The organism is Rudaea cellulosilytica DSM 22992 (assembly GCF_000378125.1).
In the GTDB taxonomy this organism is placed as follows: domain Bacteria; phylum Pseudomonadota; class Gammaproteobacteria; order Xanthomonadales; family Rhodanobacteraceae; genus Rudaea; species Rudaea cellulosilytica.
Genome location: NZ_KB899241.1, coordinates 1,961,931 through 1,978,096 on the forward strand (window position 1 = coordinate 1,961,931; position 16,166 = coordinate 1,978,096).

At 64.3% G+C, this 16,166-nt stretch carries 9 protein-coding genes; 8 read left to right on the plus strand and 1 reads right to left on the minus strand.

Translation table 11 applies throughout. The features are described from left to right. The first annotated feature begins 109 nt into the window (after nt 1-109). Nucleotides 110-847, plus strand: coding sequence for an RNA methyltransferase (locus F455_RS0108685; RefSeq protein WP_018972897.1), 738 nt, complete (start codon nt 110-112; stop codon nt 845-847). Here the strand turns inward: F455_RS0108685 and F455_RS0108690 are convergent. Continuing rightward, complete coding sequence (locus F455_RS0108690; protein WP_018972898.1) at nt 844-2,187, minus strand: hemolysin family protein; 1,344 nt, start codon at nt 2,185-2,187, stop codon at nt 844-846. The two genes, F455_RS0108685 and F455_RS0108690, sit on opposite strands and share 4 nt — an antisense overlap. Nucleotides 2,188-2,383: 196 nt before the next feature. Between F455_RS0108690 and rfbB the strand changes: the two genes are divergently transcribed. The 7 genes from rfbB to F455_RS0108730 all read left to right on the plus strand — a co-directional run bounded on the left by rfbB (nt 2,384) and on the right by F455_RS0108730 (nt 16,087). Then, nucleotides 2,384-3,436, plus strand: coding sequence for a dTDP-glucose 4,6-dehydratase (rfbB, locus tag F455_RS0108695; RefSeq protein WP_026293211.1), 1,053 nt, complete (start codon nt 2,384-2,386; stop codon nt 3,434-3,436). A gap of 9 nt (nt 3,437-3,445) precedes the next feature. Continuing rightward, on the plus strand, nt 3,446-3,667 hold the full coding sequence (locus F455_RS0108700; RefSeq protein ID WP_018972900.1) for a hypothetical protein: 222 nt from the start codon (nt 3,446-3,448) through the stop codon (nt 3,665-3,667). Nucleotides 3,668-3,679: 12 nt separating this feature from the next. Beyond that, on the plus strand, nt 3,680-4,573 hold the full coding sequence (gene rfbA / locus F455_RS0108705) for a glucose-1-phosphate thymidylyltransferase RfbA (RefSeq protein WP_018972901.1): 894 nt from the start codon (nt 3,680-3,682) through the stop codon (nt 4,571-4,573). Further along, the gene (gene rfbC / locus F455_RS0108710; protein WP_018972902.1) at nt 4,560-5,117 is read left to right on the plus strand and encodes a dTDP-4-dehydrorhamnose 3,5-epimerase; all 558 of its coding nucleotides are present in this window, start codon (nt 4,560-4,562) and stop codon (nt 5,115-5,117) included. The genes rfbA and rfbC overlap by 14 nt, the downstream gene beginning before the upstream one ends. Beyond that, nucleotides 5,114-6,049, plus strand: a complete 936-nt coding sequence (gene rfbD, locus F455_RS0108715) for a dTDP-4-dehydrorhamnose reductase (RefSeq protein WP_018972903.1) — start codon at nt 5,114-5,116, stop codon at nt 6,047-6,049. The genes rfbC and rfbD overlap by 4 nt, the downstream gene beginning before the upstream one ends. Before the next feature lie 89 nt (nt 6,050-6,138). Further along, nucleotides 6,139-7,593, plus strand: a complete 1,455-nt coding sequence (locus F455_RS0108720; RefSeq protein ID WP_018972904.1) for a mannose-1-phosphate guanylyltransferase/mannose-6-phosphate isomerase — start codon at nt 6,139-6,141, stop codon at nt 7,591-7,593. 577 nt (nt 7,594-8,170) lie between these two features. Continuing rightward, entirely contained in the window at nt 8,171-16,087 is a 7,917-nt protein-coding gene (locus F455_RS0108730; RefSeq protein WP_157578551.1) for a DUF5979 domain-containing protein, read from the plus strand. Nucleotides 16,088-16,166: the final 79 nt, after the last annotated feature.

Consider the following 16,166-nt stretch of genomic DNA (forward strand, 5'->3'; position numbering starts at 1 on the left):
ACAAAGCCGAATCTGCGACTCGGGGCGGGCCTGCTTCCGGGTATTTTTCCGATGAGGACGGGAACGGCGAACGTGTAAGCTTTCTCCGCTTCCACTTCCATTTTCCCCCATGCAGCCGATCCGCTTCGTCCTCGTCCGCACCTCGCATCCCGGCAATATCGGCTCCGCTGCGCGCGCGATCCGCACGATGGGCTATACGCGGCTCGTGCTGGTCGCGCCGCACAAATATCCGCATGCCGACGCGACGGCGATGGCCGCCGGCGCGGACGACGTGCTCGACGGCATCGTCGTCGTGCCGACGCTGGTCGACGCAATCGCCGATTGCCGCCTCGTGCTCGGCTGCACCGCACGGCGGCGTGGGGTCTCGCTGCCCGAAATTACGCCGCGCGAGGCGGCGGCGCAGGCAGGCGAGGCCGCTATGGCGGGCGAGGTCGCGATCGTGTTCGGCAACGAGCGTACGGGCCTGGAGAACGAGGAACTCATGCGTTGCCACGCTGCCGTGCACATTCCGGCGGACCCGAGCTATTCCTCGCTCAATCTCGCCCAGGCCGTACAGGTGCTCGCCTATGAAATGCGTCTGGCGCAGCTGCAAGGCCAGCCGTCGGCAGTTGCCGCTGCAAAATCCGATCCCGCCGCGACCGCGGAGCAGATGGAATATTTCTTCGGTCACCTGTTCCAGACGCTCGTCGACATCGACTTCCATAAGGGGCGCTCGCCGGTGACGATCGAGCAGCGTCTGCGCAAGTTGTTCCTGCACGCGAGCCTCGACCAGCGCGAGGTGCGCATCCTGCGCGGCATCTTCGACGATGCGCAGCGCATGGCGAGGATAGCTAAGGAGCGCAGCTAGCCGGTTTCGTCTTCCGCGGCCGCGGATTCCTTGAACCGGCTGATCAGGATCTTGTCGATGCGCGCGCCATCGAGATCGACGACTTCGAAGCGGTAGCCCGACCAGTCGAAATGCTCCGCGCAGGCGGGAATGCGGCCGAACTGGGCAATGACCATGCCCGCGGCGGTACGGTAGTCGTCGTCTTCCTCGTGCGGAAAGCGGCCGATGCCAGTCAGCTCGCGCAGGTCGTCGATGCCGAGCGCGCCGTCGATCAGCCAGCTGCCGTCGTCGCGCGTGACGATCGGCGCGTCATCGTTGCCATGCGCCTCGACCGCAGGCAGCGCGGCCTTGCCGACGACGGCGCCGAGCAGGTCGTTGAGTGTGACCAGGCCCTCGATGTCGCCGTATTCGTCGACGATGAACGCCATCGGCGTGTCCGCGTCGCGCAGTTCCTCGAGCAGATCGAGCGCGCGCGCCGTGCCAGGTACGTAGACGGGCTTTGCCAGCGTGCGGAACAAGTCCACCGGCCGGTCGGCGGCGGTATTTTCCAGCGTGTCGATCAGGTTCTTGACCTCGAGGATGCCGAGCACGTCCTTGTCGCTGCCGCGCATGACCGGATAACGCGAATGCGAGGACTCACGCATCACCGCGAGGTTCTCCGCAAGCGCCGCGGTGACGTCGAGCCACGCGATGCGCGGGCGCGGCGTCATCAGCGAGTCGACGCTACGGTCGCCGAGGCGCAGCACGCGGTTGACCATGTTGTGTTCGTCCGAGTCGATGACACCCTGCTCGGCGCCTTCGGAGACAAGCAGGCGGATTTCCTCTTCGCTCACGCGCTCGCCGCTGGCCTGGTTGAGCTTGAACAAATGCAGCAGCCTGCGCGTGATCCAGATCAGAACAAAGCTGAAGGGCATCGCCAGCCAAGTCAGGACGCGCATCGGTATTGCGACCGCGGTGGCGAACTTTTCCGGCGCGACCAACGCAAGGCGTTTGGGCAGCAGCTCGCCGAGCAGCATGTTGACGAAGGTGATGCCGGCGACACTGAGCACGACGCCGACCGGCGGCGCGAATTCCGCAATGCGCGGCAGGTCGAGCTTTTCCAGCCAGCGTGCGATCTCCTGGCCGATGGATTCGCCGAGCAGGGTGCCCGTGCCGATGCCTAGAAGCGTGATGAACACCTGCACGGTCGAGAGAAACTGCTCGGGCTGCTTTGCCAGATCGAGCGCGACGCGTGCGCGGCGGCTGGTCTGGGCGAGCTGTTTCAGGCGCAGCTTGCGCGAGGTCATCAGCGCCATTTCGCTCAGGGCGAAGAAGCCGTTGAGCAGGGCGAGGAAAACGACGAGGACGACTTCGGTAATCATTCCGCGGCGGATGGGGATGCGACCCGCAGTGTAGCAGGCCCGCGGGAGTGGCCACGTACCGGAATGAACAAAGCCTGACAAATCAAAAATTTAACTCCAAGGTCGTTGGGCTGGTAAGGAGCATGGGCTAAAATGCCGGCCCGCGTCACCGATGCGGATTTTTCCGCCTGCGTGGCGCAATGAGACTCTCTATCGCATGAAAACTCTTCTGGTCACCGGCGGCGCCGGCTTCATCGGCGGCAACTTCGTGCTCGGCGCGGTCGCGGACGGCCACCGCGTCGTCAATCTCGACAAGCTCACCTACGCCGGCAATCTCGACACACTGGCCGCGCTCAAGGGCAATCCGAATCACGTTTTCGTGCAAGGCGACATCGGCGATCTCGAGTTCGTCGGTAAATTGCTCGCCGAGCACAAACCCGATGCGATTGTGAACTTTGCCGCCGAATCTCACGTCGACCGTTCGATCGATGGCCCGGCTGCGTTCATCCACACCAATGTGGTCGGCACGCTCGGGCTGCTCGAGGCGACACTGAAACATTGGCGGACCTTGAGCGACGCGAACAAGATCGCGTTCCGCTTCCTGCATGTGTCGACCGACGAGGTCTACGGTTCGCTCGGTGCGGAAGGCAAGTTCACCGAGACGACCGCGTATGCGCCGAATTCGCCGTATTCGGCGTCCAAGGCCTCATCCGACCACATCGTGCGCGCCTTCCACCACACCTATGGCCTGCCGACGCTGACGACGAACTGCTCGAACAACTACGGTCCGTACCAGTTTCCCGAGAAGCTCATTCCGCTGATGATCCACAAGGCGCTGGTCGGCGAGAAGCTGCCGGTCTACGGCGACGGCAAGAACGTGCGCGACTGGCTCTACGTAGTCGATCACTGTCATGCGATCCGTCGCGTGCTTGACGCCGGGCGTCCGGGCGAGGTCTACAACGTCGGCGGCGACGCCGAGCGCGAGAATATCCACGTGGTGCGCACGATCTGCGCGCTGCTCGACGAGCGCCGGCCGCTGGCGAACGGTGCGAGGCGCGAGGCGCAGATCAACTTCGTCGCCGATCGCCCCGGCCACGACCGGCGTTACGCGATCGACGCCTCCAAGCTCAAGCGCGAACTCGGTTGGAAGCCGTCGGAGACGTTCGAGACCGGCATCGCCCGCACCGTAGACTGGTATTTGGCCAACGAGGCCTGGGCCGGACGCGTGCTCGATGGCAGCTATCGCATGGAACGTCTTGGCGTTGCCTGAGCCGCTGTCATGATCTCGAATCCCGCCGTGGCCAGAAAAATCTCCGATTTGATGATCGAGTGCAGCAAACGCCTAACTGCAAGTGTCGCGGAAATCAAAGAGTCGTGCTCGGAAACTGAATTCGTCGAATATCGGGCGGCGGTTGCAAGAATCATGGCGGACATGTTGCGTGAGGTGATGAACCCGCTCTACAAGCAACATCCCCAGATCAAGCCGACAGAATTGAAATAGCAACGGACAGACATGACCAACAAAGGCATCATTCTCGCCGGCGGCTCGGGTACGCGCCTGTATCCGCTGACCCAAGTCATCAGCAAGCAACTGCTGCCTGTGTACGACAAGCCGATGATCTACTATCCGCTGTCAACGCTGATGCTCGCCGGCATCCGCGACGTGCTGGTGATCAACACGCCGCATGAGCAGGCGTTGTTTCAAAAGCTGCTTGGCGACGGATCGCAATGGGGCATTTCGATCCGCTATGCGGTGCAGCCGTCGCCAGATGGATTGGCGCAGGCCTACCTGATCGGTCGTGACTTCGTCGACGCCCAGCCAAGTTGTTTGATCCTTGGCGACAACATCTTCTACGGTCATGGTCTCACCGACGTGCTGCGCCGGGCGGCCGCACGCGCGCATGGCGCCACCGTGTTCGGCTACTGGGTACGCGATCCGGAGCGCTACGGCGTGGCCGAGTTCGACGCGGTCGGCAAAGTCTCCGGGCTCGAAGAAAAGCCGAAGAATCCGAAGTCAAACTACGCGGTGACCGGCCTGTATTTCTACGACGGCCGCGCCAGCGATTTCGCCGCCGCGCTGAAACCGTCTCCGCGCGGCGAGCTCGAAATCACCGATCTCAACCGCTGCTATCTCGACGACACCTCGCTGATGCTCGAGAAACTCGGCCGCGGCTACGCCTGGCTCGATACCGGCACGCACGAATCGCTGACGGAGGCGTCGAACTACATCGAGACGATCGAAAACCGCCAGGGCCTAAAAGTCTGCTGTCCCGAGGAGATCGCGTATCTCAACGGCTGGATCGACGCCGAGCAGGTGCTGCGCCTTGCTGCGCCGCTGGCGAAAAACGGCTATGGCCAATACCTGCAGCAGCTGGTCAAACAAGGGCGCATGAATGAAATCGATTGAGACGGATCTGCCTGGTTGCCTCATCATCGAACCACAGGTGTTCGGCGACGCGCGCGGATTTTTCTACGAAGGCTACAATGCGGAAAAGTATAAAAATTCCGGGATAGATCGCGTGTTCGTGCAAAGCAACGTATCGCGCTCCGCGCACGGCGTGCTGCGAGGCTTGCACTACCAGTGGCCGAATCCGCAAGGCAAACTCGTCAGCGTGCTCGAAGGCGAGGTTTACGATGTCGCCGTCGACATCCGCCGCGGTTCGCCGACCTTTGGACGCTGGGCCGCGGTTGTGCTCTCCGCCGAGAACCACCGCCATTTCTGGATCCCCGAAGGTTTCGCCCACGGCTTCGCCGTGCTCTCGGACTTCGCCACATTCACCTATCAATGCACCGCGCTCTACGACGGCGCCGCCGACGCCGGCATCCGCTGGAACGATGCCGATATCGCGATCGACTGGCCGATCAGCGCGCCGCGACTGTCGGGCAAGGACGAGAAGGCTCCGTTCCTGCGCGACGTGCCGGTAGAAAGGCTGCCGGTGTACGCGCCGTGAAGATTCTTCTGCTCGGCGCCAACGGCCAAGTCGGCTTCGAGCTGCAGCGCTCGCTCTCGCCGCTCGGTGAGGTGAGCGCGACGACGCGCAGCGGCAAGTTGCCGGGCAACGTCGATGGCCTGCGCGCCGATCTTGCCGATGCAGGCTCGCTTGCGCAGGCTTTGCAAAGCGAGCGCTGGGACATCGTCGTCAACGCCGCGGCATACACCGCAGTCGATCGCGCGGAGGACGAGGCGGCGCTCGCGCAGCGGATCAACGGCGAGGCGCTGGCGCAGATCGGACAATGGGCTGCACGCAACGCGGCGCTCGTCGTCCACTATTCGACCGACTACGTATTCGACGGCCAGGGCGCGCGCCCGTATAGCGAGGACGACGCAACCGCGCCGCTCGGCGTCTACGGACGCAGCAAGCTCGCAGGCGAAGAGGCACTGCGCGAATCCGGTTGCGCACACCTGATCCTGCGCACGGCCTGGGTCTACGGCGCGCGCGGCGGCAATTTTCTGCGCACGATGCTGCGCCTCGCGCGCGAACGCGATCGCTTGACCGTGGTCGACGACCAGCGTGGCGCGCCGACGTCGAGCCGGTTGATTGCCGCAACGACGGCCATGATCCTCAAACAATGGCGCGATGGCGATGCGACGCGGCGCGGCGACTACAATGGCATCCATCATCTCGCCGCGGGTGGCGAGACCACGTGGTGCGGTTTCGCCCGCGCCATCGTCACGCGCGCGGCTGTGGCCGGATTGATCGCGCGCGAAGTTGAGGTGGCGGCGATCCGCACGGCGGATTTCCCGACCAAGGCACGCCGGCCGGCGTATTCGGTGTTAGACACCTCGAAGCTGCGCGAGCGCTTCGACTTGGAGATGCCGGAATGGACACGGGGGCTGGATGCGGTGATCGGAGAGTTGGCCGAAGCCAGCGGTGGTAAATAGAAAACCAGGAAACATGAAACAAGCGCGGTCGGGGGCCGTTGGATGAATCAGGCGATCGGTGACGATCGCGCAATGTTGGAGGTGCAGCGATGTTGATCCCAGTAATCCTTTCCGGCGGTGCCGGAACCCGTCTTTGGCCGGTATCGCGCAGTGCGTATCCGAAACCGTTCATGCGCATGGCCGACGGCGAGTCGCTCCTGTACAAGACGCTGACGCGCGCGCTGCGCGTGGCGGACGGGGGCAACGTACTCACCGTTACCGGCCGCGATTTCTATTTCCTCAACCGCGACGAATACGCGCGCCATCCGGATGCGAAGATCGATCGCATGCGTTTCCTGCTCGAGCCTGCGGGGCGCAACACGGCCCCGGCGATCGTGCTTGCCGCACTGTACGTGCGCGAGCATTTCGGCGCAGACGCGAACCTATTGATCCTCGCCGCCGATCACCTGATCGCCGATGTCGACTCCTTCGTCGCCGACGTCGCGCGTGCGCAGGGGCTGGCGCAGGAAGGCTGGCTCGTCACCTTCGGCATTCCGCCGCAGCATCCGGACACGGGCTTCGGCTACATCCGCCAGGGCGCGCAAATTGGTGAAAGTGGACAAAGAGAAATTGCCGCGTTCGTCGAGAAGCCTAGCCTCGACAAAGCGAAGGAATATCTAGCCAGCGGCGACTACGTGTGGAACTCGGGTATGTTCTGCTTCCGCGCCGACGTGCTGCTCGCCGCCGCTGCACAGACTTGTCCGGACGTGCTTGCCGCCGCGCAAGCCTGCCACGCCAGCGCGCGCACGCACGAGAGCCCGGTCGAGTACGACAAGGAAAAGTTCCTCGCCCAGCCAGACATCTCCATCGACTACGCGGTGATGGAGCGCGCGCCGCGTCGAGCCGTCGTTGCCGCGGGCTTCGACTGGAGCGATGTCGGCTCGTGGAAGGCAGTCAGTGAGATTCCGTCCGCGGCCGAACCGGACGCCGCTGGCAACCGCGTGGTCGGCAAGGCGATCGTCGTGGGCAGCGAGAATTGCTACATCCAGAGCGACAAGCGCATCGTCGCCGCGGTTGGGGTGAAGGATCTCGTCATCATCGACACCGGCGACGCCGTGCTCGTTTCCGATCGCGAACATGCACAGCAGGTCAAGCAGGTCGTCGAGCAGTTGCGCGACGATGGCCACGAGAGCGCGCGCCATCATCAGACCGTGCGCCGGCCGTGGGGTAGCTACACCATTCTCGAGGACGAGAACGACTGCAAGGTCAAGCGCCTCACGGTCAAGCCCGGCCAGGTGCTGAGCCTGCAGCTGCACCATCGCCGCAGCGAGCATTGGACCGTCGTCTACGGCACGGCCAAAGTGCGAGTCGGCGACAAGGAATTCCTGCTCAAGCGCAACGAGTCCTGCTACATTCCGGTCGAAACCCTGCACCGCCTGGAAAATCCGACCGACACCGACATCCATCTGATCGAGGTGCAGTGCGGCGACTATTTCGGCGAGGACGATATCGTCCGGCTCGAGGACAAGTACGGCCGCGTGCCGGCGACGGCATCGTCGTCGTAACTCCGCGTTCAACCGAGTACCGATCCGGCACTTCCGCTTGCGGGGTGCCGCGTCCAGCTTGCGAATGCTGACGTCGTTAGCATTCCGCGCGGCCTCGACCAACTGCCGAACAGCGTCACATTTTGACCAAACTTAAGCGTCGACTAAGTCACATTCCCTGCTATCCTTTGTGATGTGGTTGACAGTCGCTCTATGCGTGCGGCGCCGCCAAAGTCGCATGTATGGATGGGTTTTCGGACCTTTCGCGCAAGATCGTGCCGCAATGGCACGGATGTTGCTTAAGAGCTGCAAATCTTCGTAAACCATAAACCTTGTCGCGCGGCCAAATGGTCGGCGCCGGCACGGGTTGACTTGTGTCGGATTTGTCAGGGGCAAAGCAAACATGTCGTGGATAGCGCTCGTAAAAGGTGTTGTTTCCCGTCGCAGGTCTGTATCGATCGTGCCGAGTTCAAGCTCGTTTCAAGCGGGCACGCGCCGAAAGACTGCCGCAGCAGTGGAAAACGCGGCTTCACCCTCTCTGTCTACGACCATGCGAGCAGGTTGCTCGGCGCGTCCGGCTGCCATTGAGATGCAAATCATGCGTGTGAACGTTTCGGCAAACCTGGCGAAGAAGACCTTCGCCTGCTTGGCGTTTCTGGCAGTTTGCATAGCCGCGCCGGCCTTTGCCCAAGTGCAGCGCAGCTTCGTCAATCCGAGCTTCGAGTCGCCCACCCTGTCGCCGGCAGGCGGCTGCTATGTGCAAATACCCAGCAGTCTCGTACCGGGATGGGAAACGACGCATCCGTCTGCGACGGGTACTGGAAGCTGTACCAGTCCTGCCGCCGGGCAGACCGGGCCTCTTATCGAGATGTGGAACAGCGGGTTCAATGGCGTCACCGCCAGGAGCGGCAACAACTTCGCCGAGTTGAACGCGCAGCAGTCCTCGCGCATCTACCAGAATATCTGCTTCATCAATGGCGAGCAGATCAACTGGCAATTCAGCCATCGCGGCCGCGGCAGCGCAACCGTACCTGACGTCGCGCAGATGAAGGTCGGCGCCACGAACAGTCTGGTGCAGGTCAGCACCACGAACGACGGCACCTTCACCACCCCGGTTGTCAGCCAAGGCACGGCGAACACCCCGGTGTCCGGCGGCAACGGCTGGGTGGACTACAGCGGCACCTTCTTCTACTCCGGCGCCAACGGCGTCAACAGCATTGGCTTCGAATCGATCAGCACCGGTTCTGGCAGCAATTCGGTTGGCAATTTCCTCGACAACATCCAGATCAACCTTGCACCGTTCGTGGATTTTGTCAGCGCGAGCAGTTCGGATCTGGAAGGCGACACCGGCACGAATCTTCTCGCCAACCGGCCGACACTGCGCGTCAACGGTACCGTCGCTGCGGCTTTCACCGTTACTGTCAAGATCACCGGCGGCACCGCCGTAATCGGCACAGACTATTTCACCAATACCGCGACGGGAACTAGTACCACTCTCACGATAAACGTGCCTGCCGGCACCTACGACGGCGTGACGACCGGCCTGTTTCAACTCCCGGTCTACGTTGTTGGCAATACCGTGCAGCAGTCGAACAGGGACATCGTATTCACGATCCAGCCTGCGTCGGGGGCGAATCCCCCGTTCTTGCTCGCCTCCAGCGCGACCTGCGGTGCGTCGGTGCAGACAACCTGGGACTACACGATCATCGACGACGATGGTCCGGTGACCGTAACCAAAACGGCGTCGGCGCCGGTTCTCGTTTCGGGGACGCAATACGACATCACCTACACGATTGTCGTGGACAACTCTTCCGGCGGATCGCGGACCTATTCGCTGACCGATACCCCGTCTTTCGATGGGGATGTGACCATCAACAGCCTGCAGACATTGAGCCGCACCGGCGGCGGTGGCGGCAGCAGCGGCGGGACTTTGCTTTCGGTGCCGCAAAACAATTCCGGGCCGTGGTCGCTGACCACCACCAACCGGACTCTCGCCAACGGTCGAACAGATACGTACACGATGACCGTGCGCTTCACGATCAACTCAGGTCGATCAGGTCCTGACATCTGCAACGGAAGCGCGGGCAAGGGCCTGTTCAACAACGTCTCCGCGACGGTGACGGGCACCGGCGCCGGAACCTTCTCGGCTAATGCCTGCCAGAACACGCCCACGCCAGTATGGGTAACCCTGACCAAGCAGGTGCCTAGCGGCCGTGCTGTCGCCAGCGACCAATTCCAGGTGCGGATGACATCGGGCGGCATTGCGGTAACGGGCGGCAATGCAACGACCTCGGGCGCCGGCACGAGCGCAACCACCGGCCAGATCGTACTGCCGGCCGGATCGACCATGCAGTTTTCCGAAGCGCTTTTGACCAACGGAGCGGGCGCCGACCAAGCACCGAGCAACTACAGCACCGCATTGTCCTGTACCAATTCAACCAGCGGGTCGCCCACGGTGCTGCCCAGCGGCAACGGCACAGCCCAGGCCACGCAACAACAGTGGGCGGAGTTTTCGCCCACGGCGGGTGACGCGCTCAGCTGCACGATTACGAACACGCCCAAGCCGGCGACGCTGACGGTGACGAAGAACATCACGGGCGGCCCGGCCGTAACGAGCGCGATGGCGTTCCCGTTCAACGTGGCCTGCTCGACACCGACGGCGACGTACCCCGGCACAGTGAACGTGGCGGCGAATGCGACGACGGGTTCGACGACGGTGAGTATCCCGGCCGGCTCGACGAGCTGCACGATCACCGAAGGCACGCAGCCGACCGCACCGACGAACTACAGCTGGGGTGCAGCGACGTACACGCAACCGAGCGCGACCGCGATGGCCGCCGGCGGCACGGCTTCGGGCACGATCGTCAATCCGCTGAGCGCCAATCCCGGCGTGTTGACGGTAACGAAGAACATCACCGGCGGCCCGGCCGTAACGAGCGCGATGGCGTTCCCGTTCAACGTGGCCTGCTCGACGCCGACAGCGACGTATCCCGGCACAGTGAACGTGGCGGCGAATGCGACGACGGGTTCGACGACGGTGAGCATCCCGGCCGGCTCGACGAGCTGCACGATCACCGAAGGCACGCAGCCGACGGCACCGACGAACTACACCTGGGGTGCGGCGACGTACACGCAACCCTCCGCCGCGGCGATGGCCGCAGGCGGCACGGCGAGTGGCACGATCGTCAACCCGCTGAGTGCGAACCCGGGTGTGCTGACGGTGACGAAGAACATCACGGGCGGCCCGGCCGTAACGAGCGCGATGGCGTTCCCGTTCAACGTGGCCTGCTCGACGCCGACAGCGACGTACCCCGGCACGGTGAACGTGGCGGCGAATGCGACGACGGGTTCGACGACGGTTAGCATCCCGGCCGGCTCGACAAGCTGCACGATCACCGAAGGCACGCAGCCGACGGCACCGACGAACTACACCTGGGGTGCGGCGACGTACACGCAGCCCTCCGCCACGGCGATGGCCGCCAGCGGCACGGCTTCGGGCACGATCGTCAATCCGCTGAGCGCCAATCCCGGCGTGTTGACGGTAACGAAGAACATCACCGGTGGCCCGGCGACGACGAGCGCGATGGCATTTCCGTTCAACGTGGCCTGCTCGACGCCGACAGCGACGTACCCCGGCACAGTGAACGTGGCAGCGAATGCGACGACGGGTTCGACGACGGTGAGTATCCCGGCCGGTTCAACGAGCTGCACGATCGCCGAAGGCACGCGACCGACGGCACCGACGAACTACACCTGGGGTGCAGCGACGTACACGCAACCGAGCGCGACCGCGATGGCCGCGGGCGGTACGGCGAATGGCACGATCGTCAATCCGCTGTCGCGCAACCAGATCGCGGTGACGATCGGCAAGACGGTGACGGGCGCACCGGCATCGGGTGCACCGGGCGCCTACGCGTTCTCGCTGACCTGCGACACCGGCACGTACACGGGCACGGTGACTTTGAGTGGGACGGCAACGACGGGTTCGACGACGGTGAATGTGCCGGAAGGCGCGACGTGCTCGGCGTTGACCGAGACGAGCAAGCCGACCGCACCGACGAACTACAGCTGGGGCACGGCGACGACCACGCCGCCGACAGGCACGATCGCAACGGGCTCGAACGGCAATATCACCAATCCGCTGTCGCGCAACCAGATCGCGGTGACGATCGGCAAGACGGTGACGGGCGCGCCGGCATCGGGCGCGCCGGGCGGTTACGCATTCTCGCTGGTGTGCGACACGGGCACGTACACGGGCACGGTGACCTTGGCCGGCACCGCAACGACGGGTTCGACGACGGTGAATGTACCGGAAGGCGCGACGTGCTCGATCTTGACTGAGACGAACAAGCCGACCGCACCGACGAACTACAGTTGGGGTACGGCAACCACATCGCCGCCGACGGGCACGATCACGACGGGGTCGAGCGGCTCGATCACCAATCCGCTCAACACGCCGGCGGACATCACGGTGACGAAAGCGGTGAAGACCGTAAACGGCAGCGCGGCGACAACGTCGACCGTAGTGAGCGCCGGTGACACAGTCGTGTACACGCTGACCTACAAGAACAGTGGCGGTACGGCGGGCGTGGGCTCGGCGTACGAAGTGGTGCCGCAGCACACGCAGCTGACTGCGATCGATACGACGGCCGGTTCGACCGCATGCAGCTTGGCTGCCCCAGCCGGCACGGCCTGCAGGATCGATACGGTTTCACCGATATCGGCCAACAATGGTACGGCAACGGTGGACGTGACCGTGGTGGTGGACAATCCGCTGCCGGCGAACACGACGGGCATCTTCAACTTGGCCTCGACGACATTGCCGAACACCTGCGCAGTTAACGGCATGTGCACGACGCTGCCGGTCGGTCCCAGTTGTACGGCGCCGGACAGTTGCACGAACAATCCGGTGACGCTGCCTTCGGTCACGGTAGCGAAAACGGTCGATGCAGCGACGCCGAACCCGATCGGTGCAAACCAGGATGCGGTGTTCGATTTGACCGTGACAAACACGGTGACGGGCACGACGGCGGCAGCGGGTTACAGCTTCTACGAAGTGGTGCCGCAGAACACGACGTTCACGGCACTGACCAACGGCACGACGGACTGCGCACTGCCGGCCGCGGCGGGCACCTTGTGCACGATCACGGTGACGAACGCGGTCACGGCCGGTGCGCCGCAGGTGCTGAAGGCGACGTTCCACACAGCGAACCCGCTGGCCGCAGGGACAACGAGCATCTTCAATCTGGCGACGCAGAATACGACGAGTCCGCCGACCGGCTGCACGGCGAGCGGAGCGGTGTGCGCGAACCCGCCGAGCACCTGTCCGGCGACCGGCGCGACCTGTGCCTCAGTGCCGACCTCGACCGCCGCGCTGACCGTCGTGAAGACGGTCGATGCAGCGACGCCGAACCCAATCGGTGCAAACCAGGACGCGGTGTTCGACTTGACTGTGACGAACACGGTGACAGGCACGACGGCGGCGGCGGGCTACAGCTTCTATGAAGTGGTGCCGCAGAACACGACGTTCACCGCGCTGACGAACGGCACGACGGACTGCGCATTGCCAGCAGCCGCAGGCACGCTGTGCACGATCACAGTGACGAACCCGGTGGTGTCGGGCTCGCCGCAGGTGCTGAAAGCGACGTTCCACACGGCGAGCCCGCTGGCGGCAGGCACCACGAGCATCTTCAACCTGGCGACGCAGAACACGACGAGTCCGCCGACGGGCTGCACGGCAAGCAACACCGCGTGCACAAATCCGCCGAGCACGTGTCCGGCGACCGGTGCGACCTGCGCCAGTGTGCCGACGAGCACGGCCGCACTAACCGTGGTGAAGACGGTCGATGCATCAACGCCGAACCCAATCGGCGCGAACCAGGACGCGGTGTTCGACCTGACCGTGACGAACACGGTGACGGGCACGACGGCGGCGGCAGGCTACCAGTTCTATGAAGTGGTGCCGCAGAACACGACGTTCACGGCGATCAGCAACGGCACGACGAGTTGCGCCTTGCCGGCGGCGGCAGGCACGCTGTGCACGATCACGGTGACGAACCCAATCGCGGCCGCTGCACCACAAATAGTGAAGGCGACTTTCACGACCGCGAATCCGCTGCCGGTCGGTGCGACGAGCATCTTCAACGTGGCGACACAGAGCATGACGCCTCCGACCGGCTGTACGGAGACAAACACGGTGTGCGCGACACCGCCGACCACGTGCCCGACGAACGCGACCTGCGTTTCGGTGCCGACCGCCCAAGCCGACATGCAGGCGACGGGTCCGACAAGCGTTCCCGGTACGATCGGCACGCCGGTGACGGTGATGACCACGTGTAAGAACTTAGGTCCCGATCCGGCGGCCAATCCGACCTGCGTGGTCGGCTTCCCCGGCGGTACGCCGGCCGGCGCCACAACGACCTGTAGTCCGGCGCCTGCGCCCAACCCGTTGCCGGTCGACGGTACGATCACGTGCACGACCACGTTCACACCGACGAGCGCGGGCACGGTCCAGATCGTCACGACCGCGGGCAGCACGACCCCGGATCCGAACACGAGCAACAACACGGCGGCGACGGACGTGGTGACGCCGAGTTCGGCGGCGGTGACTGCGGTGAAGACGCTCGATGCATCGACGACTACACCGATCGTCGGCGGCCAATCGATCGTCTACGACCTGACCGCGACGAACACTGGCGGCACGGCCGTGGCCGGATACACGGTGAATGAAGTCGTGCCGGCGAACACGACCTTCGTCTCGGCGACGAGCGGCACGGTCGCGGCGACGAGCAATTGCCTGGGCGGCGAGAATGCCGGCACGCTATGCCAGATCATCTTCGCCAGTGTGCCGGAGCAGGTAGAAGCGACGCCGGGCACGGCGAGCGTGAAGGTGACGGTGAAGGCGGTGAGCCCGATCCCGGATGGGACGATGTTCATCGCGAACGCGATCACCGAGCCCGCGACCTGTACCGGTGCGACGTGTGCACCGCCGCCGCCGCCGACCGGCTGCACGCAGAGCCCGTGCACGCCGCCGACCAACTGTGCGGCGAATGATCCGCATTGCGTGCAGACGCCGACGGCGATCGCGGACATGCAGGCGACGGGCCCGACGACGGTGCCGGCGACGATCGGTACGCCGGTGACGGTGACGACGACGTGCACGAACGGCGGCCCGAATGCCGCGGCGAACGCGATCTGTACGGTGACGGGCGCCCCGGCCGGAGCGACGACGTGTACGCCCAGCATGCCGGTGGCGACGCTGGCAGTGGGTAGCAGCATCACCTGCACGACCACGTTCACGCCAAGCAGCGCGACGCCGGTGGTGATCGTGACGACGGCCGACAGCGACACGCCGGATTCGAATCCGGCGAACAACGAGGCAACGACCACGATCAACCCAGGCCAGATCACGCCGACTCCGGACTCCGGGACGACGCCGTTCAACACGCCGGTCACGATCAATGTGACGGCGAACGATACGGCGGCGGGATCGACGATCAACCCGGCCTCGGTGGTGCCGACGCAGCCGGCGCACGGCACGGTGAGCTGCGATGCATCGGGCAACTGCACCTACACGCCGAATGCGGGCTTCACCGATATCGACACGTACACCTACACGGTGTGCGACAACTCCGGTCCGCCCGCGCGCTGCGGTTCGACGACGGTGACGATCGCGGTCGGACCGAAGGCGAACGACGATACGGTTAGCACCTCGCAAGGCAGTCCGGTGAACGGAAACGTATCGGGCAACGACGTGTATCCGCCGGGTTCGACGTTCGTCGTGGCGACCAACCCGGTCCACGGCACGGTGACGATGAATGCGGACGGCAGCTACACCTACACGCCGGCCAACGGCTACAACGGGACGGACTCGTTCACCTATACGGTGTGCGAACCGGCTCCGTATCAGGCGCTGTGCAGTACGGCGACTGTGCATGTCACGGTGACGCCGCCGAATGCGTTTGATCCACCGTTCATCAGCAAGTCGGTAGAGGCGGTTGATCTGCAGACGCTGAACTGGACCGTGGTGGTGGACAACAACCAGAACGCGGCCGCGCAGTACACCGAGGTGCGCGATCCGTTGCCGGCCGGACTCACCTTCGTCTCCGGCAGCGTCAGCTGCCAAGCGTTCGGATCGTCGACGGTGTCGAGCTGTGCATTCGATGCGGCTAACAACCGTATCGTGGCGGACGCCCTGCTGAGCTCCGACCTCGGCGTTGCGACCCCGGCGACGGCGCCAAACCGACTGGTGATCGTGTTCACGGCGAAGTACTCGGCCGCGCCGACGCCGGTGACCAATACGGCGCTGGCGTGCTACGACTCGGGGAACAGTCCGGGAGCAGTGAGCGCGTGCGCACAATCGGTGTCGGGCATGGCGACCTACACGCCGGCGTCGAGCCAGCCTGCGCGCCCGGTGCCGCTTGACGCACGCTGGATGCTGGTGCTGATGGCGCTGCTGCTTGGCGCTGGGGCAGCTGGCTCGCTGCGCGAGCGGATCACGGTCCGCGGCGGATAAGGCCCGCGTTTTGATCAAGGCCCGGGTTCGAGGAGCCCGGGCGTCTCTCATCGCCGCCGCCGGCTTTCGCCGAGCCCGG

What these genes read in the sequence shown, in the direction of transcription:
- F455_RS0108685 (WP_018972897.1), top strand. Translation starts at nt 110, where the DNA reads ATGCAGCCGATCCGCTTCGTCCTCGTCCGCACCTCGCATCCCGGCAAT.
- F455_RS0108690 (WP_018972898.1), bottom strand. Translation starts at nt 2,187, where the DNA reads ATGATTACCGAAGTCGTCCTCGTCGTTTTCCTCGCCCTGCTCAACGGC.
- rfbB (WP_026293211.1), top strand. Translation starts at nt 2,384, where the DNA reads ATGAAAACTCTTCTGGTCACCGGCGGCGCCGGCTTCATCGGCGGCAAC.
- F455_RS0108700 (WP_018972900.1), top strand. Translation starts at nt 3,446, where the DNA reads ATGATCTCGAATCCCGCCGTGGCCAGAAAAATCTCCGATTTGATGATC.
- rfbA (WP_018972901.1), top strand. Translation starts at nt 3,680, where the DNA reads ATGACCAACAAAGGCATCATTCTCGCCGGCGGCTCGGGTACGCGCCTG.
- rfbC (WP_018972902.1), top strand. Translation starts at nt 4,560, where the DNA reads ATGAAATCGATTGAGACGGATCTGCCTGGTTGCCTCATCATCGAACCA.
- F455_RS0108720 (WP_018972904.1), top strand. Translation starts at nt 6,139, where the DNA reads ATGTTGATCCCAGTAATCCTTTCCGGCGGTGCCGGAACCCGTCTTTGG.
- F455_RS0108730 (WP_157578551.1), top strand. Translation starts at nt 8,171, where the DNA reads ATGCGTGTGAACGTTTCGGCAAACCTGGCGAAGAAGACCTTCGCCTGC.